The following is a 21841-nucleotide window of genomic DNA, read 5'->3' as shown; positions in this document are numbered from 1 at the left end:
CATCGGGTGGTTCCATAGTCCTTTGTTTCCCGGCGCCGCGATCGCAATCGCCCTATCAGGACTCGCTTCACAAATCGCAGTTCGGTAGACTCAAGGCAAGCGTATCCAGCAACGGAGCAGCCCGCCTGAGTGCGGGGCGATGGAAGTAAACACCCAGCTAAGGGAGACAGCGGACTTGAGCAGTGTTCCTGACCGAGGGGCTTTCGAATCTGATTTGCAGAGTTTGGAAGAAAGAAATTATGCCTCTGTTGTTTCTCCGGACTTTGACCCGGGCGGGTTTGTGCCGACGGGTCGCGTGGCTATATTTACGATTGCGTCATTACTCTTCGTGCTGGGTGTAGCTAGTGCCGCCGACACTTCTGAGAATTCGGCGATCTACATCCTGAACTATTCGCACCCGTCAATTGCGGTACTTGCTGTCGGACTCGCAGTCTTGCCCCTTCGGCTTGCTTGGTACGCCTTCTCCGTCTTCTTCATGACCTTTTTGTTGGGCGAGTTGGTTAACGTTGGCCTAGAAATCTCGTCGGGCTGGACCGCGTTTGGAATGCTTAAAGCATTGCCTGTGGCACTTGCTGTCGGTTTCGCCGGCGGGGCTACCGCGAAGAGTTTAAGCGCAAGCGGAACTGTATGGCACTTATGTCGGACCCCCGAAAATTCTGCCCTGATCGCAGGGGCTGTGGTCGCTCTCGTTGGTTTTCCTTTGGCGGCGCTGGCGCTTTGGGCTGATGCGCATGACTCCTTGGATTCTGAAAAGTTTCTGAATTTGGCTGGAATACTGGCGCAGCGGATCGGCGCGCTCGCGCTTGTTACGACTGCCAGCATTCTTCTGCTGCGCGCGCCTCCGCAACGAAAGGACTTGCCTGAATTTCTTCTGCAGGTCGGCGCATTCTTGGCTGTGGCAATTGCCAACAAGAACGGTTTTGAAATGTTTGCCTCGGCAGATCCGGCGCTGCTTGGTGTCGCATTTGTCTTTCTTCGCCCAATTCGGCCGACACTTGCTGGCACCCTCTGCGGGATTTGCGTCTATTTCATCCTGAACGGTAACAATGTTGAACTGACTTCGGCGGTTGCAGTAGAGCGATTGAAGAATGAGCAGACAGCGAACCTTTTGTTCTTTGTCCTAGTCTTGGCCGCAGCCTTGCGGATGAAGGCTGAGCGTGTTGAAAAGGTTCAGCTTCGCACGCTTGGGCGGATGGCCCGTGCACAAGAACTTGCCCGATATGGGCATTTTACCTACGAGCCGCCAACCTATACGGTCCGCTCGGACGAGATGGTGCAACGTATTCTGAATATCCCGCAGACCGTCAATTCCCTAGATTTTCTCAAAAGGGTTCATCCAGAAGACCGCGAAGTGCTTCAAACCGGTTTCCTTACGATGCAAGAAGAGGAGACATCCTTTTCTTTTAGGTGCGCGCTAGACGGGACTTGGTCGCCCGAAACAAAGTGTGTCCATGTTGCTGGTATCGCAATCCGCGAAGTAATGGATGGTGTGCCGGCGATTATCTACGGTGTCTTGGTAGATGTGACACGCGAACATTCAAAAGAAGAACAAATGCTGAAGCTGGTAACGGAGTTGTCGGAGCGACAAGGTCAGCAAACCCAGCTTTTCTCGATCATTTCACACGAGCTACGAACACCTGCGTCTATCCTGTCCCTTCTTTTGGACGAGATGGATGAGTCCAAGGACTGGACACGCTCGGGTCCCCGGATGCGGGGGGTGCTGGACCAGCTATTGTCAATTCTTTCTGACATGCGGCAGACCGTTCGACCCGAGCAGAACATGCCCATCCGCATCGAAAATTTTCAGCCAGCGGTGCTTGCGACCAGTATTGTCGAGACTTTTGGGCTTTTGGCGCAATCAAAGGGAATTTCCATTCGGACAGAGATGTCGCCTGACGCAAATGTCATGCGTTCTGCCGACAAAGTTCGCTTGAACCAGACCCTGTCGAACCTGGTCAAGAACGCCATCGTGCATTCGCAGGCAACGGAAGTTGTGCTGAGTTTTGAGACGCTGGATGGCGAAAAGTGTCTCTGGAGGGTTTCTGACAATGGAAGAAACATTCCCGAGGAGCAGCGCACTCGTTTGTTCCAGCCCTTTATGCGCAGTAGCACCGAGGGAATTCGGTCAGATGGCTCTGGTTTGGGCCTTTATATCGCGAAGGGGGCTATTGAACTTCTGGGTGGCTCTTTGAACTACGAAGAACGACCGATGAGCGGGGCTTCGTTTACAATCATGCTTCCAATGCCGGTTGCGGCGCTGGGCGGCAATGAACAGAGCGCGAATGTCGTGCAGAACGATGTAGACGTGTCCAATTTGTCTATCCTAGTGCTTGAAGACAGCGAGACGATGGGTGAGATTCTTTCAGAACGCCTTTCTCGACACTTCAAATCTGTAAAGTGGTTGCGCGATGGCGCTGCCGGGTTAGCTTGGTTGGCCGTGCATGACGTGGATGTCGTTGCAACTGACCTTTACATGCCCGGAATGAACGGGCGCGATTTAGCCGAACGGTTGCGCAAGCGTGGATTTGGCAAGCCAATCATCGGTATGACGGCTGCGGAAGCTGGCAAGGACGTTGAACGGTTCCGGATTTCGGGGGCTGATGCCGTCCTGACCAAGCCCGTTGGGCCAAAGGACATTGTCTCGGTGCTAAGTTCTATCAAAGAAAAGCGAGACGACGCCGTGAGCGCAAGCTAATAACGCGGGACACGAAAAGAAAAGCCCCCTCCGGACTGTCCGGAGGGGGCTTTTCTTTTGCTGAAACGCTTCGGTTGTCAGACGATGCCAAGATCGCGGGCCATGACGACTGCCTGCGTCCGGTTATGTGCGCCCAATTTGCGGCAGATCGATGTAACGTGCATCTTGACTGTCGGTTCTGCCAATTGAAGATCGTTCGCGATTTCCTTGTTCTGTTTTCCTTCGGCGAGGAAGGAAAGGACTGTCATTTCTTTCTCGGAAAGCTGGCCGTGACGAACCGTGCGGCTTGTGGTTTGACGCTCACGCACCAACTCTAGCGGCATGTATTGCTCGCCCGAGTGCATGAAGCGGATGGCATTTGCCAAACTGCGGACAGCCGTGGTCTTGAGAATGATGCCGGATGCCCCGGTGTTCATGATCTCATCCAACATGCGAGGAGAAGGGCTGCCTGTGATGATGGCGACTGGCCGGCCATCATTGGCTTTGATGGCGCGGCGTAGTCCAGCCACACCGTTCATTCCTGGCATGTTCAAATCCAGTAGAACGACATCATACGGACCATTCTCGTCGATCCGTTCCAGACCTTCGTCAAGGTTTCTCGCGGTTGTAACGCTCATGCCTGCCGCCCCTTCGAGGTACATGGCAAACATCTCCAGAATCATCTCGTGGTCATCGACGATGAGGACGTTCAGGCCTTCATCTTTGAAGGTATCAACTAGTCCCATAAGTTCTGTTCCCTTGTCCTAAGGTGCTATGCTGGCGATTAGAACCCTGCCTGAGCAAAGGACGTGACACATTTCTGGTGCCAACACGCCGTTCGAAAGATGTTTGCAGACTAACGTAGAGTGTGAGCGCATTCATTTGCGCATCAGTCGAAGAAAACTCATCCAAAGGGATACAAGACCATCCTTATTGGTCGTGGCGTATTCGCTAGGCTGACTGATACAGTCATACTGACAGTGAAAGAGGAGAATGTGAGTGTCCTTCCTATCGAAAACCATCCGAATTGCCCAAGCGCTTGCTTTCAGTGCAGCCGTCGTTGGCTCAGGTGCAGCGCGTGCAGAAATCTCTCCGGCGGTTGGGGAGCCGATCCTGACGATTGACGGAAGTGTTTCGTCGACCGACGGATTCAAGTTAGATATGGATTCGCTTCTGAAGTTTGAGCCGGAAGTGTTCCAGACCTCGACCATTTGGACCGAAGGCAACGTTACCTTCACCGGAGTGCCCCTGAAGACCCTCATCGAAGCAGCCGGTGCAACGGGAACGACAGTTGTTGCGGAAGCCTTGAACGGATATGCAGTTGAACTTCCGATCGCTGAACTGGAAGACAAGGCACCGATTATCGCCTACTTGATCGATGGCAAAACCTTCTCTCGGCGCGACAAAGGCCCGTTGTGGGTCGTCTACCCTTATGACAGCGAAGATCGGTATAAGACCGAAACGATCTACGCCTACAGCATTTGGCAGCTCCACCGACTTACCATAAAGTGACTAGCAGGCATGCCAATGCGGACAGTGCGCTATGGACGGTAGATTAAACCCAGCAGGGCGTGGCGAACGTTCAATAATGAACGTTCGCGTCTTGCGCTATGCAGCCTTGGGTTTTCTTGCTGTTGTTGTGATTTCGGCTAATGTTATCCTGTTTCGTCAGATCGATCTGCAGTTGAAACGAAGCTATACAGCAGAGTCCGACAGCACGATTTGGAACATTTCGCAAGTTGAGGTCGAACTGCTTCGGTTTCAAAACGCCCTGAATGCATCTCAGGTCGCAGGCAATTCTAAAGAAGCTTTGGAAGCCGTGCGCCTGAGTTTTGACTTGCTATATTCGCGTGCGGCTTTGATCTCCGAGCGTCGAGATCGTGCCCATCAGATCCTCGTCGAAAGTGATGATTGGAACGATTTTGTCGCGCCTGACGGGTTCATTGAAACCACGGTCCCATTGATCGATGGTGCTGACGCAGATCTGATTGCTGCAATTCCGGAACTGACGCTGGCTGTAACCAATCAGATCAAGGCTCTCCGAAATGATATCGTCGCTTCGTCCGTTTCATCCATTCGGCGTACAGAAGACCAGCGCGAGGAACTGCAGGCTTCGTTGCAGCTTTTTTCCGCAGTAGCACTTGGATTGCTGCTGGTGATGGCGACCCTAATCGTCGTCATTGGTTTTCAGGGGCGCGCTCGTGAGCGGCACCGCAAGGAACTGTCGCAAGTTGTGTTCAACCTTCGTACGACCATTGACTCGTCGTTGGAGGCAGCCGTCATTCTGGATCACGAAGGTAAGATCATCGGCTGCAATAGGGCAGGCGCAAAGATGTTTTCTTGGGAAGAAGGTGCGAGCCAGCCGCGCTACTTCGCTGACGTCATTGTGGATATCAAACGTGGTTCTGCTGGCGTGTTGAAAATTGCCAGCGCTTGCCGGTCTGGCAATGAAAACGGCCGAATAACCCTAAATGGCAGACGGCCGGATGGGTCGCAATTTCCGCTAGAATTAAGCCTTGCTCAGGCGAGAAGCGCGACTGGGATGCCAATCGCCATTGCCTTCATTCGCGATATTTCTGAACTTGTCGAGAGGGAGAAGGCACTGAAAGACGCGCGGAACGCAGCACTTCTGGGTGAACAGGCGAAGTCGCGTTTCCTTGCCATGATCAGCCACGAGATGAGGACTCCACTGAATGGCCTTTTGTCAGCAGTGGAACTGTTGAAAAGCGGCGCCAAGCTCAACTCAAACCAGACGTGGCTTCTCCGTATCATCGAAAATTGTGGAAAGACCACTTTAGATCAGGTCAACAATGTTTTGGATCTTACCAGCCTGCGCAAGGTCGACGAAAAGAGCTTACCGGACGTAGACTTTAAGCCTGTCGATCTGATCAATGTGGTCGTAGATCAGTTCCTGCCGGAAGCAGGCGCGCGAGGAAACAAAATCAATACAGTGTTTTCGGGCGAGGCGAATAAAATGCTGACCGGAAAGAGCGCATTGATTAAGCGCATTTTGACCAACCTTCTCTCTAACGCTGTGAAATTTACTGAGAACGGAACAATCACGGTCGGACTTGATTGCCAGCCTGGTCGCAGTGATGGAACGATGTCCGTGCGACTTTCCGTAGCGGATACGGGTGTTGGCATTGCTGACAGTGATCGTGATCGTATTTTCAATACATTCGAAACGCTCGATACATCGTATTCGCGTCTGCAAGAGGGAAGTGGTCTTGGACTTGGCCTGGCAAAATTGTCGGCCGAAGCCATGGGCGGCCGTATGACCGTCAGCAGTCGAAAAGATGAAGGCTCGACCTTCGCGCTGTATTTGACCATGAAGCTTGCCGAGCCGTTACTGCCAAGTGAAACAAGACCAGCCCATTCAGAAACCTCGGCCGCGCTATCCCCATTGAGGTTGCTGGTTGTCGAAGACAACGCGGTTAATCGGGAATTGTTGGTCGAGATCCTCCGCCAGAAGGGGCATGAAGTTTTTGAAGCCCGTAATGGCCAAGAGGGTGTCAGCGAAGCGCTTCAGCACCGCCCTGATGTGATCTTAATGGATATCTCGATGCCGGTAATGGACGGACTTGAGGCAACACGCCGGATTCGTTCTTATACGTCCTTGCCTCGAATGCCGATTATTGCGGTTACGGCAAACGCCGAGTCTGTATCAGACACAGAGATTGCTGAAGTCGGAATAGATGCCGTCCTGAGTAAACCCGTTGATATCAAAAACCTTGAAAACACCATCCGCAACTATGTGGCACTTGGGGCACCGAAAGCCAGAATTCAGCCAGACACTTCAAAAGTTGAGGCGGAGCAGATGGCTGCAGAGAGCCAAAACAAGACTTCTCATCTGCGACTGGTTCCACCATCGGACAAACTCAATGACGTGCGGTCCGAGGATGCAGTCGATGAACAGATAGCCGAGACGTCCGTCTCTCCGGCTGAACTGCTGCTGGATGAAGCGGTCTTTGCTGACCTAAGTGACTCCCTGGGAAAACCCTATATGAAGAAATTAGCCGCACGCTATGTCAGTGAGGCTGATGCCGCTCTTGCCGAAATTCAAGATCGTCAGATGGCTGGGGACCTTCAGACAGCAGCGGCAATTGCCCATAAGAATGCAGGGGCCGCAGCATCCTTGGGCCTTCGCGCTATGCACAGGGTGTTGGTTACTTACGAACAAGAGGCCAAGGCGGGCGACCACGAGGCGGCTCAAAAAACCAAAGAGCGTATCGAAACGGTCAAAGCAGAAACTTTCGATCTGCTGCGAGAGATGGGGTTGACTGGTTAACGCCAATTCCCGGCCATCTTTTAGAGGCGCATGGTCTTGCCGCGCCTGAAGTAGACGTCGGTCAGGGGACACTCTGCAGGCTCTCGTGGCAGCGCCAATGGTTGTATGGCTCGGCGAAGGCGGTGATCTGTCGGCAGAGATCGCCTGAAATAAGGAGGTTTCCAGCAGGGTGTGACCCGTCAGGGTCTGGTGCCCGAACTCAGTCTTGAATTGTGTCTGCGGATTGTATGCCTTTGACTATTTTCTCGCTGTGGCTTTGCATGGTTCCGGGCTTCCGCCTCACTCCACTCTTTATTGTTTGCGATGTGCCCGAAACCCTCCCTTATGAATTCCCCCTGTTCTGTCCCGTTGGTGCTGACGACAGAAACGGCGCTTCTAAATCGTCCACCATCTCCGAAAAAACGCTGACGACGGACAAGCTCACGCCGGAAGGCTTTGATGGCCGCCTAGCCATGGCTGGCAGAAACAAATTGGGCAAAAGGATATGTTCCATCAACCTTTGGATTTCCGGCCATCCCTAAAGTCGCGAGCCTAGCCCGCTGAAACATATGAATTTACCGTCATTTATTAGACACTGGCCTAACAAATTCTAGCAGAATGTCGGGGGTCAAGATGACAACACACTGGAAACTGAATGGAGCCGCTGCTCGTCCTCTGCCGTTGTCTGATGCATTGGTTGATCAACTTATCGTTGGCAAATCGCCGGCAATGGTTTCAGTCAAGAAGCTGATCGCAACAGTTGCCGTCAGTGACGCTCCGGTGATGGTTCTGGGCGCGACGGGGGCCGGTAAAGAATTGGTTGCAGAAGCTCTGCACAAAGCCTCCGGCCGTTCTGGAAAATTGATAGCCGTGAACTGCGCTGCGATCCCGTCGGAACTTCTGGAATCAGAGCTGTTTGGTCACGAAAAGGGCTCGTTTACCGGTGCTGACCGTCAAAAGATTGGTTTGATTGAGCAAGCCAATGGTGGAACGCTCTTTTTGGATGAAATTGGCGATATGCCTGCCCAGTTGCAGAGTAAGCTGCTGCGTGTCCTTGAAAGCCGGAAAGTTCAACGTGTTGGCGCCTCCACCCAACAGGCTGTTGATTTCAGATTAGTCACAGCTACCCATCGCGACTTGGAAAAGCGGGTTGAAGAAGGAAGCTTCCGTGCGGACCTATATTTCCGCATCTCGGTCTTCCCTGTGATGCTTCCGTCCTTGTCTGAACGGCCATCTGATATTCCGCTGATCTTGGCTCGAATGATTTCCGATCGGATGGCGGCAAACCCGGCGCTTGATGCACCGCACTTCGACGAAAGCGGTTTGCGCGCTTTGGCGGCTTACTCTTGGCCGGGCAACGTTCGCGAACTTCGTAACATCCTGACGCGTGCATTTGTATTGTTTCCCGGTCAGATCGTCGGTGCCCAAGAAGTGCGTGAAAACTTGCTGACCTTGAAGATGCCTGGAGCGACTGCAGCCGGAGAGCCGAAAGCTCCACCTGTTAAGGAGGCAGGCCTTCCAGACCCTTCAAAATTTCAAGAAATCTTGGCAGGCAAGGCTGCCTTGGATCTGCGGTGCTACTTGCGTGATATCGAAGTTGCCCTCATCGAGGCAGCTTTGCAGAAAAATGACAGCAGTGTTACCCAAACCGCGGACACTCTGCGACTGCGCCGTACAACCTTGATCGAAAAGATGAAGAAGTATGGGATCAAGCGCGACGAACTCGTCTAAAGTAGCTTAGCCATTTGGGTCATTCCAACTCTCGATCAGGTTTGCCTGGAACTGACCAGTGCTGTTCAGCTAGGTGATTGCGGGGTCGTGGCTGCCGATCGGTGCCCCGCTCCGTCACTTTCCACGTGACCCTGCAAGTGTCGGAAGGCAGACGGCAAATCTAGGAAGGGCGCGCCATTTTGAACTGCCCGTGGCTTCCATTGAACGACCGCCAGATAATGCCTCTAGGCGCCAATTATCTTCGCAGGCAGGTGATGACTGCGCTGGATCACTTGCGCATTTTCGCACAGCTTATTTCCCTCAGCCGCCACGGCCAGCCAGTCGGGATAGATCCGAACGCTGACAGGTCGGTTCGCATTTGATGCCGGCAGGCTATAGCAATTGCGCTCGAAGCTGAACAGGCTGGCTTGTGAGACTTGTTTGCTCGACTTGAAGAAGCAGTCAACGACGACCTGCAGGGGCATCAGCGCCGTCAGTTCTTCAGCCCAGACATCCGCGATTGTTTCTGGGAACGTGCGATGCGGAGTCAGCCGCTACAACGCGAGGCAAGGCGCTTCCAGCCAGGAATTTTGCGCAGCGAGATCGGGGAAGTTCGGCATGCCTTGCAGCATCTGGTGACGAGTATCCCTTACCTTCTTCTCGACTTGCCCCCTCGCCAGCGGTCTCTAACCGATCGCGACACAATGGCTCGACCTAATCATCTGCTGGGTTCAAAACTCAGGCTCGTAAACATAGTGGTCGACATCGTGAGGAAGCGCAGGTTGATCAGGCGGTCCCTTCCACGGCCGACACGATATTCCGCTGTCTTCATCTTATCGTGGGTCCCAAGTGCAGGCACTCCAGTGAAGACGAGGAACGCGTGCCTGTGGGCATCGAACAGCATCTTATTGGTGTGAAAGGGATAGGCCCGCAGAATAACGGCGCGGCTGTGTGACAGTTCGACAAGGGCCATCTGCAACTTCGTGCTCTCGCCGCTCTTTCTGCGGCTTCCCTGCTTCGGTCATCAGCCAAGCCGACAACCCCTCGGCAAGCGTGTCGATCTTGCTTTGTCGCCCCGCCGTCGAGAACTGTGGCTCTGTCGTGTTTGCGCCGTCAGTTGATTGGTTACGTTATTGCGCGACCCGTCCGTCAGCTGTGAAATCTCTCGGATCGATAACGTCTGCCGCAAATGCATCCGGCGGATGACGTTCAATTGCCTTATGTGGTTCTATTCGTTGACCTGCCACTAACCGCTACTGGGGGAAGGTTATTATGGCTCCGTTTTCAACAGGCAGAGCAGGGCGGGTGCGACTAGTATGTTGCCGAGAACACTTTGCTTATCTGTCAAACATTGTTGATAGCCTGACCGCCTACGACCGGCGACACCGCACCAGTCTGCCGATCTCGTCGCCCAAAGGTGTTCACCGCTCTGACGCACATCCTCCTCATTGAGGTGAGTTTAGCTCCATTCAATTTTAGATGTTGTTGGTCACCCCCGGGAAACAGGAACGCGCAGGATCATTGCGCGTCCAAGTCAGTAATACTCATAAGTGCGTGGTTGGGAGTGTCAGAAGTTCAAGACTTCCGATCGCGCAACAGAGGCATTCTTGGACGAGAAGATCTGGTCCATGGCGCTCTGAAAGCTTCGCCAGTCGATCCCGGCGCGGTTGCCCGCGATGCCGTGATAATAGGAACTGCCCGCGGTGGTCGGGAGGCCGGCCCAAATTTGGGCGAGGTTGTTCATGAACTCGACGCGCTCGATCTCGCCGTCGAGAAAGGCGCTATAGCCCGCATCCTCAAGCAAGAGATCAGCGAGGAAATCCTGCGTGGTCTCATCAAATCGCGCACTCAGTGGCAGACCAGAGCGGCTGACGAGACTGCGTAAGGTCTGCGGAATGATCTGGTAGCGGCCGATGGCGTGGCCCTGATTGGGCGTAGCAGCGATCCAGGCGTAGATCTCGGAAATGGTCATCTGGCTGGGGCGCTTGCCCGGTTTGATGCGCGCCGAATAGACGATCGCGTCATAACCGTTGCGTCCGGCCTCGACATGCGCGATCAGCGACTTGAGCCGATCAGTCGCAGTCTCCCCGAACAAGGACGGCGCGCGGCGTGCCGCAACCGGGGCAGGAGCAACTGCAGGGGCGGGGGCGCGGGCACGGACGCGGTAGGGGGCCAAGACGAGATGCCCCTTCGTCGCAGATGTCGGTTCGATCCCAAAATCGGGAATGAACCGGAATTCGTCATAGGCAACGCTTAGTCCGCCTGCGCTGGCGGGTTCGAAGCAGCTTGCAACACATAGGCTGGAAAGGCCTGCGATAATGGTGGCTCGTAATGGCATCCTGGGTCTCCATAAGCGACATGAGAACACCAACCATTATCCAGGAAAAACCATGCGAATCGGGTACATGCAAAGGTCGAACGCGGCGCGCTAAAGGATAGGCCGCCACCCGTAATCGCCCTGCCTTTCCCCTAACGGGGACGATGTTTGAGAAGAAAGTGGCCGCCCCCCCGGATGCGCAGAGGGGAGGCGGCCTTTTCTCGGCTACTGTGTCGCTCAGTTGCCAAGAAAGCCGTCAAGACGATCCGCGAGCGAATTGTCCAGAAGGAGGGAGAACCGCAGATAGAACCCTGCCTGATGCAATTCGGACTGGCTCGCGACGCTTCCCTGCATGCGGTTGTAGCCAAGTGCGATCAGCGTGCCCTTCGTCGGCACGAAACCGATCTCGGCTCCGAAGCCGCTCGAGGTGCTGCCGGTGTCATCCCACAGGTGGCTGGCATTCACGCCGATCTGGAAGCGATCGCCGCCGAATTCGTAGTTGAGTCCACCCTGTACCAGCTGCGTCAGAGCACTTTCCGAGTCCGACCCGGCGTTGCGATAGCTCTGGTGCTGACCGGCATATTTACCGTTCAGCCGTAAGTCCGCGGTCGCCTCGTAGCTTGCATCGACAGACCACATGTGGGTGCGGCTTTCGCTGTCGCGCTTTTCGACGCGGTTTTCATACCAGGCCAACACTTCGAGGCGCGGGTCCACCATCGGACGATAGGCGAGACCTAGGCGGGTGCGGATGCGGCTGTGGTCCTCACCGTTGCGCTTGTCGAGTGCCACGCGGGTGCGTCCCAGAAAGGTGAGGTCGTCACTGATCTTGCCTGCCAGGCCGAGACTTGCGTAATAGGTCGCGCCCTCGGGTTCGAAAGTGGCGTCCAGATCCGCGTCACCGATCCAGCTCTGATCCTTGGCTTCCCATTTCGCGCCAAGCGCGACCGAGGTCAGCTTGGACTTGGAAGTCTCCAGCTCGCGCGAATGCTCGATCGAGGCAGTGAAGGTGGTAAAATCGCCCCGCTTCCAAATCCCGTTGAGGCCCTGCGTGTAAGTGGTCGCCGGATCGCCCATGTTGCGCGACAGATCGAATGTCCCGTGGAGAAATTCGTTCAGGCGGTAGTCGAAACCCAGAGAGTCGCGCGTAGAGACGATGCCGTCGCCGAAGGTTATCTCGGATTTCTTGTAGGCACGCCAACCGGGCTTGGGCTCGGATACCATCGAAAGCGTCAGGGTCGGGTCTGCTTCGCCGCTGACCGGATAACGCAGACGAGCCACGATATTGGTGTTCTTGCGATGCTGCGGGCTCCAGTCGGCGCCCAGCACGACCGAGGTGGTCTCGTCGGTTTCGCCGCCAGCCTTGCGGCGCTCGTATTCCGCGCCGATTTCGACACCAAGCTGGGGAGAAACCTGGTAATCGTACAGCACTTCGAGACGGTGCAGCGAGGTCTTGTTGGTGCGGTCGTAGATTGCTTCGCCCGCAATCGAGATCGCGCTGTCGGCACTGAGCGTTTCTGAATAGGAGGCGCGCAGCTGGGTCTGGCCAGCGGTTGTGATCGCGCCCGGAGCCTTGAAGTTCTTGTCGGTATAGATCGCCTCGGCCTTAAAGCTGCTGGTCTCGGTCTTGCGCTCATAGGCGACGCGCGCAGCATTGCCGGTCTCGCCGTCCTGATCCTCGGAGCGCGCGATCTCGGCCTCCCAGAGACCGCCATTCTCTGCCTCATGCGTTACATAGGCCGCGGCCAGGCGCATACGGGCATCGGTGCCTTTCTTCGCATCGGCATTGACGATGCGCGCACCGATCTTAGTGCGCTCGGTCAGCGCATGGTTCACCTCGCCGCCATACAGCCAGTAGCGCTCGGCATTCTCGGCCTCGACCTCGTAGGTCACGCGAATCGAGACCGGGTTGCCAAACTCGTCGAACTGGTGGACCGGCGTGTCGAAAGTGATCGTGTTGCTGAAGAAGTTGAGCAGGTAGTCGGTGCCACGGCGCATCGTCTCGGCTGAGATCACGTCGCCGCCATCTTCGTCGCGCACAAGGATCTCGACGCGCTCGGAGCCTTCTACATACCCGTTGAGGTCAATCGTGTATGGGCCCGACACGCCGCGACCGGCGATTTCCACGATGCGCTGTTCGGCTTTAACATTGGCCGCGAAGACCGACACCGAGGTGCGCTCGTTCGCCCAGTAGGCTTTGCCTCCGGTAACGACACGGTTGGTCGCACCCAGTTTGAAAGCAGGGCTTTCCGGGGCGATGTCGATATCGCCGTAAAGGACATAGGAGCGGCCCTTCTCGACCTTCACGTAAAGGTTCGAGGCCGATTGTGCGTCGTAGCCACGCTCGGAACGGTCGCCATAGACGGGGTAGTATTCGTCGCCGCGGATGTCGCGGAACAGGCGCGCTTCGGTGTCGCGGTCGGAATTGTAGCGCAGGGTCAGCAGCGCTTCGCCCTTTATCGCGCCCTTGAGGTAGAGCGAGCCGCGCAGGCCGGTCGTCGTGTCCTCGAAGCCGGAAATCTCGTCGGCCGCGATGAATTTGCCCTTGCCCGAGCCTCCGAAGTTCACCGCACCCTCGATCACGCCGATCATGATGCGCTCATCAAGGTTGGGGGTGAAATCCACCGAGACGCTGGCGGCGTCAAAGCTTGCACGCACACTCAGGCGATCGGGGCCCGAGACCTGCGGAGCGATCACGTTGAACGTGGCTTCGCCATTGTCGATGAAGGCCTGGATGCCGGGGGTGTCGGGGCGAATGTCCGCCACATCCCAGATCGCACGGCGAGCTTCGAGCGTGACCACAGCCGAGGCCGGAACTGCGTTCCCGCGCGCATCCAGCAGGCGCAACACGACGGGAATGGGCGTCGTGGGGTCGGCACTTGCGGTTTCAGGAGCTACGATCTCGATGCGGGCAGGAGCGCCCGGTGCGGTTACGGTCATCTCCACGCGCTCGCGCTCGTTGCCGAAGGGGTCGCGGCCGATCAGGGTCAGGATATTTTCGCCGCCGCGCAGGTCCACCGCCACGAATTCCAGCGCCTGGATGTCGCGTGATGCCAGAGAGGCACGCTCGCCGATGCGGCTGGCTTCGATCTCGCGGCCATTGACCAGCAGTGCGAGGGTCAGTGCCATGTTTGCCTTTACGCGAATATTGGTGGTGCTGCGGGTCAGCGTGGTGCCTTCCTCGAGCTCGATGAAGCCAGCCGTGTTGTCTAGGCCGCGCAGCAGTTGCGCGAGTGGCGCACGGTGCTGGATCTCACGGGCTTTCTGGACGAGTTGGGCTTCGTCGCGGGCCTCGGCCTCGCGAGCGAGTTTCTCGGGCGAAAGCTGGGTCTTGGTCGCGATCCCGGCCTCGGTGCGGGCCGAGCGCGTAGGCGCACGGCGGCCCACCAGCGGCAGGTCAGCGGCGGTCAAGGCTTCAGTCGTGGCGTTCTCCTCGAACCAGGTGCGGCGTGCCTCCACCTCGGCCAGCGCCTCGGTCGAGCAAGCTTCGAGCGCGAAGTGCTCGGCGCGCAGCTCGCCTTTGCGGAGCGGGATCAGACGCGAGCCACCGGCACCCAAATCGTTGGTACGGGTGATCTTGACTTCGGTGCCCGCAGGCAGGGTCTCTGGCTGCACGAGGAAGGCATGGGTCACCGGAGACAGACCGAAGAGCGAATATTTGCCGTCGATATCGGTCACGACGCTCAGGCCTCTGTCGGTGACGATCCGCACGCCGGGCACACCGGGTTCGGTCGCGTCGCCGCGAATGCCGTTGCCATCGCAATCCATAAAGACCGAGCCAATCACGGTACCTTCGCGGGAGAATACGCCACCTGCGTTGCTCAGTTCGACCACGGCGCGCGCGACCTCGGAGCTGCGCAGCGTGCCAGTACCCGCCTGATAGCCCGAGAAGAGCGCGGTGTTCATGTTGCGGCCCTCGCGGGCGGCGGCCGTGAAACGCACCGCATAGGTCAGAACGGCCGTGTCCAGAGGCTCGATCGTCCCCAGATCGAAGGTCAGATCGCCCGTAGCGTCGCGCTGCGGATCGGCGATTTCTTCGCCTTCAAAGCGGGCAGAGCCTTCGACATAGGTCACACCACTGGGCAGGTCGTCGAGCAGGCGCGTGTACATGATCGCCTGATACATGTTGTTCGTAAGCGTCAGCGTATAGGTAAGGATTTCGCCGGTGCCGACTTGGTCGCGTTCGGCCTGCTTGGTAAGCGAAAGCGGTACGGCATAGTAGGGATCAACCGGGATGTCGGACGGCGCGGCCGTGCCGCCCTCATGGACGAAGCTCTCGCCGTAACCGGCCTCGGTTATCAACCGCCCATAACCCGTGAAATCGGTGCGCGCAGATGGGTAGATCCAGCCGTCGGCCCCCACGAGACGATAGGCATAGGTGCCTTCCGAAACTGGCGGGAAGGCGAAGAAGCCCTGCCGATCGGTCACGGTCATGCCCATGAGTGCACCGGTCTCGGCGTCGATGAGCGTCACGGCGATACCTTCGATCGGCACGTTCGTGACCGAGTTGAACAGGAAGGTGCCTGGCACCACGGGAAGCGTGTCGGTGATCCGGTCCGCGCCGCAATCGGCAAATGCCCGGATTTCGTCGCCCCTGGTAGTCGCCATCACACCGTCGCCCGCGCGCATGACCAACATCTCGGCCAGTACTACGTCGGCGGTGGTGAAGATGCCAGTATTCGCGCCGGTCTCGGTCGCGGTCACGATTTCGGTGTCGCCCGTGCGGAGCGAGACCAGCGTGATCTCGATTGTGTCGATCGCGGAGGTCCTGTTGCAGGCGCCCGAGAAGAGTGCCAGTCGCGTATCCTCGCCCGGCACGCCCGTGGGCATGTCGTCGCCGGTCTCCGGGTCAATAAAGCGCAACAAGGCCTCGGCGTCGGTATCACGCTGGTGCACTGTCTCGTTCGAGGCAATAGTCAGTTCGGGGCTCAACGAGACGCGCGCGGTATTCTCCACCGTCACGTCGCCGAGCGCCGTGCTCAGGGTCACCTCAAAGGCGGGATCCCTCGACGTGCCCGGGGTGTAGTCTCCGGCAGAGAAGAAGGCGACCGCATCGATGGTCGACAAATCGCTTGGCAGTGTGGTGACGTAATCATGGGGCTCGTCGCCTGCGATGTGATAAAGTTCCTCCATGCCGCCGCCCGTCACAGGGGCTGCGAAGACCGTGTTGAGTGGGATCTCGTCGCGCAGCAGGACGCCCGCGCGCTGGACGCCGTCGATCAGCAGCGGCTGACCGTCGATCTCGTCATAGGCGGCCACGGGGGCGTCGGAATTGTTGCGCAGGTGCAGTGTGTAGGTCAGGCGGTCAGCGGTCTCGCCAGCGGCCACGGCCTGCTCTTTCTCGATCTCGAGTGTGGCTTCGACCAGGCGTGTCACGCCATGGGCAGAGATCGAGAGCGTCTCGTCTCCCGCGATGCCGGTCGCCGTCAGAACCGAACTCAGCGTTGCATCAATCGGCGCGACCGAAGAAACGTGGAATTCATAGATCAAGCCTACGCGTTCACCCGGCCCTAGCGTCAGCAGGTCGGAAACGGAGATTACCGGATCGGTCGGGTCAATCCGGCCGTTACCATTGAGATCACGCACGAGGCGGCCGTTCTGGACCAGCGCGGCGTTCTCTGTGTCGGAGATCGCCAGCCGCGCCTCGATCGGGGTGTTCCCGGTATTCTCGAGGTCGAAGTAATATTGGCCGATCGCACCGCGAGACAGGATCAGTTCGGTCAGACCGGTCAGCGAGAGCGCGGGAACCGCGCCGACGATCGCTTCGACCGTGTTGGAATAGACCGTGGACTGAATACCGAGCAAAGGATCGAAATAGATCGCCTCGGCCTGATTGCGGATCAGCGTCTCTGCAGGGACACTTGCGCCATGCGAAGACGTGGAAAGAAAGGGAGAAATCGCAAATCCCAGAAGGGCGACAACCCGCAGGGAGCGAAACGGGATGGTCGAAGGGCAACCGCGCATCTGGTTTTTCCATCGAATAAGAGAAACAGGGGAGGGGATGGTGCGCCCCCGCCGGACAGGTCCTGGCGGGAGCGCGTCGGGAGATCAGTTGTCGACCTGGACGGTGAACTCGACCGAGGCCTTGGAGCCTGGCAGAACCGTTCCGTGCGACGAGCTCAGGTTCGTTGCCGAGATCGTGGCCGTGGAGGTGCCGGGCACGAGGGTCTCGTCACAGGCGCCGCCGCAGTTGGTGATCGAAGTGTAGGCCGGGGCCGCATCATTGATCACGACGTTCTGGGCAGGCGTCGAGCCGGTGTTCTCGGCCTCGACCAGGTAGCGGATGCACTGACCAGGTTCGACATCCAGACGGGCCTTTGTGAAGGTCCCCACCGAGCCGTCGCAGTTGGCGTCGATATACTGGTACTTGGTCAGGGTTACGTCACCCGAGACGATCTGGATCGTGTCCGAAGTGGCGTTGTCCGAAGAGTCAGCATCGGCCTGCGTCAGGTTCAGCGTGGTCGAGATCGTAATGGTGCCGATTTCGGTGGCACCGACAATTGCGGTCGATGGGGTCTGCACGCGGTAGATCAGCGAGAGGCTGTCACCCGGCGCGAGGCCGCCGGCGATATCCGCGAAGTCGTCCACAACCGGGTCGGTCGCATCGAGAACGCCGTTGTTGTTGGCGTCGTAGAAGATCGCGCCCGAGAAGCCCGACAGGCCGCTGTCGGTGATCGCACCATTGGTGATCGTCACGTTACCGGTGTTCGTCACGGTATGCAGGATATCCACGACACCGCCGGGGGAAGCCTGAACCGTCTGATCGTCGATGATCTGAACGTTGTAGATCTCGTTTACGGTCACCTGGTTGGTGATGCTGTCGGACTGACCAGAGACTGCCGAGGCGACGTTGATGTCGATCAGCGTGTCACCTGGAAGCTCGTCCGCAGGTGGGGTCACGACCACGAAGATGGTCTCCGAGCTGCCCGCGGGGATCGTGCCGGTGTTCGAGACGACCGTGCCATCAGCAAGCTGGAACTCCACCGTCCAGCCAGCCGGGAGCGGCGTGCCGAGCGACAGCGTGTAGTTATCCGAGACAGGACCGTTGTTCTGCACCACCATCTCGTAGGTGACCGGTTGGCCCGGATCTGTCGCGGTGGTCACCCACGGATCGCCCGCGTTGGTCGGGTTCGCGCCGTCGCCTTCCGAGCCGACAACCGAGTTCTCGAGGTCGACCGACGAGGCCAGGACCGCGCCGTTGAATTCGGCGGTCGAGCTATCCGAGACGCCCGAAGCCTGCGAGGTCGTGGTCACGGTTGCCGTGTAGGCTGCTGCAGCGGTCGGCGTGACATTGGTCGGCAGCTGCGCGATGAGGGTCACGGTGCGGCTTTCGCCGATCGCCATCGGGCCGATGGGGCCAACGATCGGGGTCACGCCGTCAGCGCCCACGAAGCGGAAAGTGGTACCAGCCGGGTAGTCGACATTGCTCACCGACAGGGTGAAGCTGTCGGTCGCGTTTGAGTTGTTGGTCAGAACGAACTCGTGCTTGATCACGCCGCCCTGATAGACATCGGTGCTTTCGGTGACGACATCGTTGTTGGCTGCGTCGTCATCAGTCGAGGAAACCCTGCTGGTGTTCGGCGACAGGTCGGGATTGATCGCGGTGTCGGCGATTGCCACGGCATATTGCTCGTCCACGGTGATCTGCGCGGTGTTCGAGGGCGGGAAGGCCACGCCGTCGACGGTCTGGGTCGCAGCGTTCGGAATGATGCCCGCATTCGCAGAGGCACCGATCACGGCCTTGAAGGTCACTCTGCCCGAGCGGCCCGAACCCACCGAAGAGATGGTGAAGCCGACGGTCTGTGCGTCGTCGTAATCCCAGGCGATTGTCTCACCCAAGCCGTTGGTCGCGTCGACCGAAGTGGATGCGTTGTCGTCATCGAGCGCGCCCGAGGCATCCGACCAAACGGCCGAGCCTGGAACATAGGTCAGGTCGCCGTCGAGGATATCCTGAACCGAGTAGTTGTTGGCAGCCGTCAGGCCTGTCGAGTTATAGGTCAGGGTGATGGTGACTTCGTCGCCCGCATCCACAATGCCGTTCACGCCTGGGTCGACCGTCATGTTCTTGACGAGTTCGACGATCGCATCGGTCGAGATCGACAGCGTGTCGGTATTCACAGAGGTCACGGAGCCGTCGAGCGCGGAGGTCGCGGTCACAGTGATCGAGTCCGAGCCAGTCGCGGTCGAGGCAACGGTTGCTTCGATTACGACACCGAACTGTTCGCCATTGGCAAGAACCGGGGTCGAAGTGATCGGGGTCGAGCTGTCGGCCACGCCGTCCATGTTGGCGTCCGGGTAGAACACGAGTTTGGTCGTGTCGAGCGTGCCGGTGTTGGTCTCGATCGCGGTCAGGGTGAAGCTGTCTGGCCCGTTGCCGTCATTGGTAATGACGTGAGGCAAGAAGGCTTTGCCGCCTGGCGCGATGGTCTCAGTGTTGTCCGAGGTGAGGGTGACGCCGGCGACCTGCTGGACGAGAGTCTCGACCGTGTTCGAGGTCACGGTGATCGTGTCGCCAGCGCCGTTTTGATAGGTGGCAACCGCCTGGTTGCCGATCACGGCGCCCGCTTCGGGGCTAAGGGCGTAGGCGGAGGTGCCGAGCACGACGCCGATGGCTGCGACGCTGGCCGATCGCAGGAATTTAGATTGATATGACACTGTCATTTACCATTTCTGTAAGGTTGAAGAGGCGATCCGGGGGGCGCGGATCAGTTGACGCGAACGCGGTAGGTGTTGAGGGCGATTTCGCCCGCTTCGAGCGCTTCGTTCAGAGACCAGCGCACGGCGCGGACCTCCTCGATCGGCAACTCTTCTTCACGCAAGCTTCCGTCTGCTTCGACGACCTTGCGCTTCGCTGGGAGGGTGGACCATTCCAGCCCTTCCAGCTCGGGATCGAGTTCCGCTTGGATCTCGAAAGTGGCCGGGACCGAGGTGGTCAGGCCGCCCAGGGCGAGGGAAACTCCCTCGGGAACAGGCGCCGCGATCACGAGGCCCTGCATTTCGTCTGTCGTCATGTTCTCGTGCGACAGGGTGTATTGAATGACCTCGCCGGGCTCGACTTCGGCGCGTTCGATGAGGGCTTCCTTGCCCTCCGCGTCCTGGACCACGATGAGATAGGAGAGCTTGCTTTCGAGCGCGTCCGCAGCGACGGGGGCGGCCGAAAGACTCAGGCTAAGACCGGCCAGCGCCGGAAAAATGAAAAAGGGCAGGGGACGGGGCATGTGATTTCCCTCAGGGGGCCGGAGGACCGGCGGTTGCGCATCAACTCACTTGCATCAAGCGGGCGGTGATATGCGCATCATTGCGAGGAAAAGCACCGCGTGCATTGACGCGGAGGGCTATTCGAAAGGCAGAGAGGAGAGGGATATATTCTTCCGCATAGCCACGACTGTCGGGCCGTATAGCAAAATTGCACCGATCGCGCTAAGTCATTCGGAAAAAAGAAAAAGCGCACCTGCTTTCGCAGATGCGGCGCATTGATCGTAGGGGGCTTCTAAATGGTTAAACGAATCCCGCGTCACGCGCGATCATCGCTGCATCAGTGCGATTCTTCGCATCGAGCTTGCGGCAAAGCGTCTTGACATGCAGCTTGATCGTGACCTCTTGAAGGTCGAGATCTCGGGCGATTTCTTTGTTCGACTTCGCCGCAATCAGACCCCGCAGAACCTGCTTTTCGCGCTCGGAAAGATCGCGCTCAAAATCGGTCTCTTCTGGGTCGTCCTTGCCAGACATGAAACTGAAAGGCGCGTAGATCTCACCAGCGGCCATAAAGCGCACCGCGTTCACCAGCGATTTCGCCGGAAGCGTCTTTGGCAGGAAGCCGGCCGCCCCTGCCTGAAGCGCCTGTTCCGCGATCAGTCGTGTCGCCGTGCCCGAGATAAGCCCGACAGGCTTTCCGCCATTCGCTGCTAGCGCCTTGCCGATACCCTCTAGCCCCTTCATGCCGGGCATGGTGAAATCGAGCAGCACCAGATCGAACGGACCGACGGTCTCGATCTTCTTAATCGCCTCGGGCAGATCCTTGGCCGAGTGCGTCTCGGCATTGCCATCAGCCTCAAGGAACATCGCGATCGTCTCACGAACGAGGTCGTGATCGTCAGCAATCAATATCCGTAAAGGCATTTGGCGAACCTTTCGTAAGCAATACATCCGGCCGCATAGCTGGGCCTGATCTTGTGGCCTTTCTTCTTCGCAGGAGGCGGTGCGTTTGGCAAAACTTTTTTCACGCCCTAGGCGAATGCCCCCTTTTATGTACAGAAGTATAGCACAGCTGTTCTTCTGCGCGCTAGGAAACAGCCTGGCAAGAAGTAATGCTGTAAATTGGATTTTTGTCGCAACTCGGTGGGTACGAAATGTTCAGCAAGCATCTAATCTCTGCAGCCTTTTCAATTGCCGCTTTTGTCGCGGGTGAGGCGCAGGCCGACACCGCAGTGTTGATCGTCAGCCATAATGGCGAGCAGATCGCAATGACAATGGAAGAGCTTAAGGCCATGCCCGCGACCAGCTTTACCACCTCGACGCAATGGACTGAGGGTGGCCCGGTCGCGTTCACCGGCGTCTCGCTTGCCGATTTCACCGCGGCTTTCGGCGTGACCGAAGGCACGATCAGCGCCACCGCGATCAACGATTACACGGTCAAGATCCCGGTGTCGGATGCTGTTGAGGGCGGTCCGATCATTGCCTATGCGATGAATGGCAACGAAATGTCGCGCCGCGACAAAGGTCCGCTTTGGGTGATCTACCCGTTTGACGACAAACCGGACTACAAAGCAGAAACCTATTACAGCCGCGCCATATGGCAACTTGATCGGGTGACTTTCGAGTAACTCTCGGCTACAGGAGAGCATGCGGGATAGCGTCGGATGGTCAATGAAGAATA

The 21841-nt window shown here is 57.7% G+C and carries 14 protein-coding genes; 6 read left to right on the top strand and 8 right to left on the bottom strand.

From position 1 onward, the window contains the following. Positions 1–223: 223 nt before the first annotated feature. The gene (locus ACSBLW_RS11530) at positions 224–2695 is read left to right on the top strand and encodes an ATP-binding response regulator (RefSeq protein WP_435256767.1); all 2472 of its coding nucleotides are present in this window, start codon (positions 224–226) and stop codon (positions 2693–2695) included. 77 nt (positions 2696–2772) lie between these two features. Here the strand turns inward: ACSBLW_RS11530 and ACSBLW_RS11525 are convergent, their stop codons facing one another. After that, a complete protein-coding gene (locus ACSBLW_RS11525; protein WP_435256766.1) occupies positions 2773–3420 on the bottom strand; it encodes a response regulator transcription factor in 648 nt (215 codons plus the stop codon). A 253-nt stretch (positions 3421–3673) separates the two neighbouring features. Between ACSBLW_RS11525 and ACSBLW_RS11520 the strand changes: the two genes are divergently transcribed. The 4 genes from ACSBLW_RS11520 (at position 3674) to ACSBLW_RS11505 (ending at position 8672) form a co-directional block, all read left to right on the top strand. Then, on the top strand, positions 3674–4186 hold the full coding sequence (locus tag ACSBLW_RS11520) for a molybdopterin-dependent oxidoreductase (protein WP_435256765.1): 513 nt from the start codon (positions 3674–3676) through the stop codon (positions 4184–4186). Positions 4187–4262: 76 nt separating this feature from the next. After that, positions 4263–6962, top strand: a complete 2700-nt coding sequence (locus ACSBLW_RS11515) for a response regulator (RefSeq protein WP_435256764.1) — start codon at positions 4263–4265, stop codon at positions 6960–6962. A 260-nt stretch (positions 6963–7222) separates the two neighbouring features. Further along, positions 7223–7483, top strand: a complete 261-nt coding sequence (locus tag ACSBLW_RS11510; protein WP_435256763.1) for a hypothetical protein — start codon at positions 7223–7225, stop codon at positions 7481–7483. A 76-nt stretch (positions 7484–7559) separates the two neighbouring features. Continuing rightward, entirely contained in the window at positions 7560–8672 is a 1113-nt protein-coding gene (locus tag ACSBLW_RS11505; protein WP_435256762.1) for a sigma-54 interaction domain-containing protein, read from the top strand. Between the two features lie 224 nt (positions 8673–8896). Here the strand turns inward: ACSBLW_RS11505 and ACSBLW_RS11500 are convergent, their stop codons facing one another. The 7 genes from ACSBLW_RS11500 to ACSBLW_RS11470 all read right to left on the bottom strand — a co-directional run bounded on the left by ACSBLW_RS11500 (position 8897) and on the right by ACSBLW_RS11470 (position 21084). Beyond that, positions 8897–9136: a Mu transposase domain-containing protein gene (locus ACSBLW_RS11500; protein ID WP_435256761.1), complete on the bottom strand. Its 240-nt coding sequence runs from the start codon at positions 9134–9136 to the stop codon at positions 8897–8899. A 233-nt stretch (positions 9137–9369) separates the two neighbouring features. Further along, positions 9370–9624, bottom strand: a complete 255-nt coding sequence (locus ACSBLW_RS11495) for a hypothetical protein (RefSeq protein WP_435256760.1) — start codon at positions 9622–9624, stop codon at positions 9370–9372. Positions 9625–10218: 594 nt separating this feature from the next. Next, positions 10219–10989, bottom strand: a complete 771-nt coding sequence (locus ACSBLW_RS11490) for a hypothetical protein (protein WP_435256759.1) — start codon at positions 10987–10989, stop codon at positions 10219–10221. A gap of 216 nt (positions 10990–11205) precedes the next feature. Next, positions 11206–16929, bottom strand: a complete 5724-nt coding sequence (locus ACSBLW_RS11485) for a hypothetical protein (RefSeq protein WP_435256758.1) — start codon at positions 16927–16929, stop codon at positions 11206–11208. Between the two features lie 84 nt (positions 16930–17013). Continuing rightward, positions 17014–19626, bottom strand: coding sequence for a beta strand repeat-containing protein (locus ACSBLW_RS11480; protein WP_435256757.1), 2613 nt, complete (start codon positions 19624–19626; stop codon positions 17014–17016). Positions 19627–19670: 44 nt separating this feature from the next. Next, positions 19671–20183: a hypothetical protein gene (locus ACSBLW_RS11475; protein ID WP_435256756.1), complete on the bottom strand. Its 513-nt coding sequence runs from the start codon at positions 20181–20183 to the stop codon at positions 19671–19673. A gap of 280 nt (positions 20184–20463) precedes the next feature. Beyond that, entirely contained in the window at positions 20464–21084 is a 621-nt protein-coding gene (locus ACSBLW_RS11470) for a response regulator transcription factor (protein ID WP_435256755.1), read from the bottom strand. 230 nt (positions 21085–21314) lie between these two features. Between ACSBLW_RS11470 and ACSBLW_RS11465 the strand changes: the two genes are divergently transcribed. Next, the gene (locus ACSBLW_RS11465; RefSeq protein ID WP_435256754.1) at positions 21315–21788 is read left to right on the top strand and encodes a molybdopterin-dependent oxidoreductase; all 474 of its coding nucleotides are present in this window, start codon (positions 21315–21317) and stop codon (positions 21786–21788) included. Positions 21789–21841 lie beyond the last annotated feature (53 nt).

Origin of the sequence: Thioclava sp. FR2 (assembly GCF_051200875.1) — a bacterium.
Taxonomy (GTDB): domain Bacteria; phylum Pseudomonadota; class Alphaproteobacteria; order Rhodobacterales; family Rhodobacteraceae; genus Pseudotabrizicola.
Note: the sequence above shows the minus strand (reverse complement) of the source record. Positions and strands in the feature narration are given on the sequence as shown.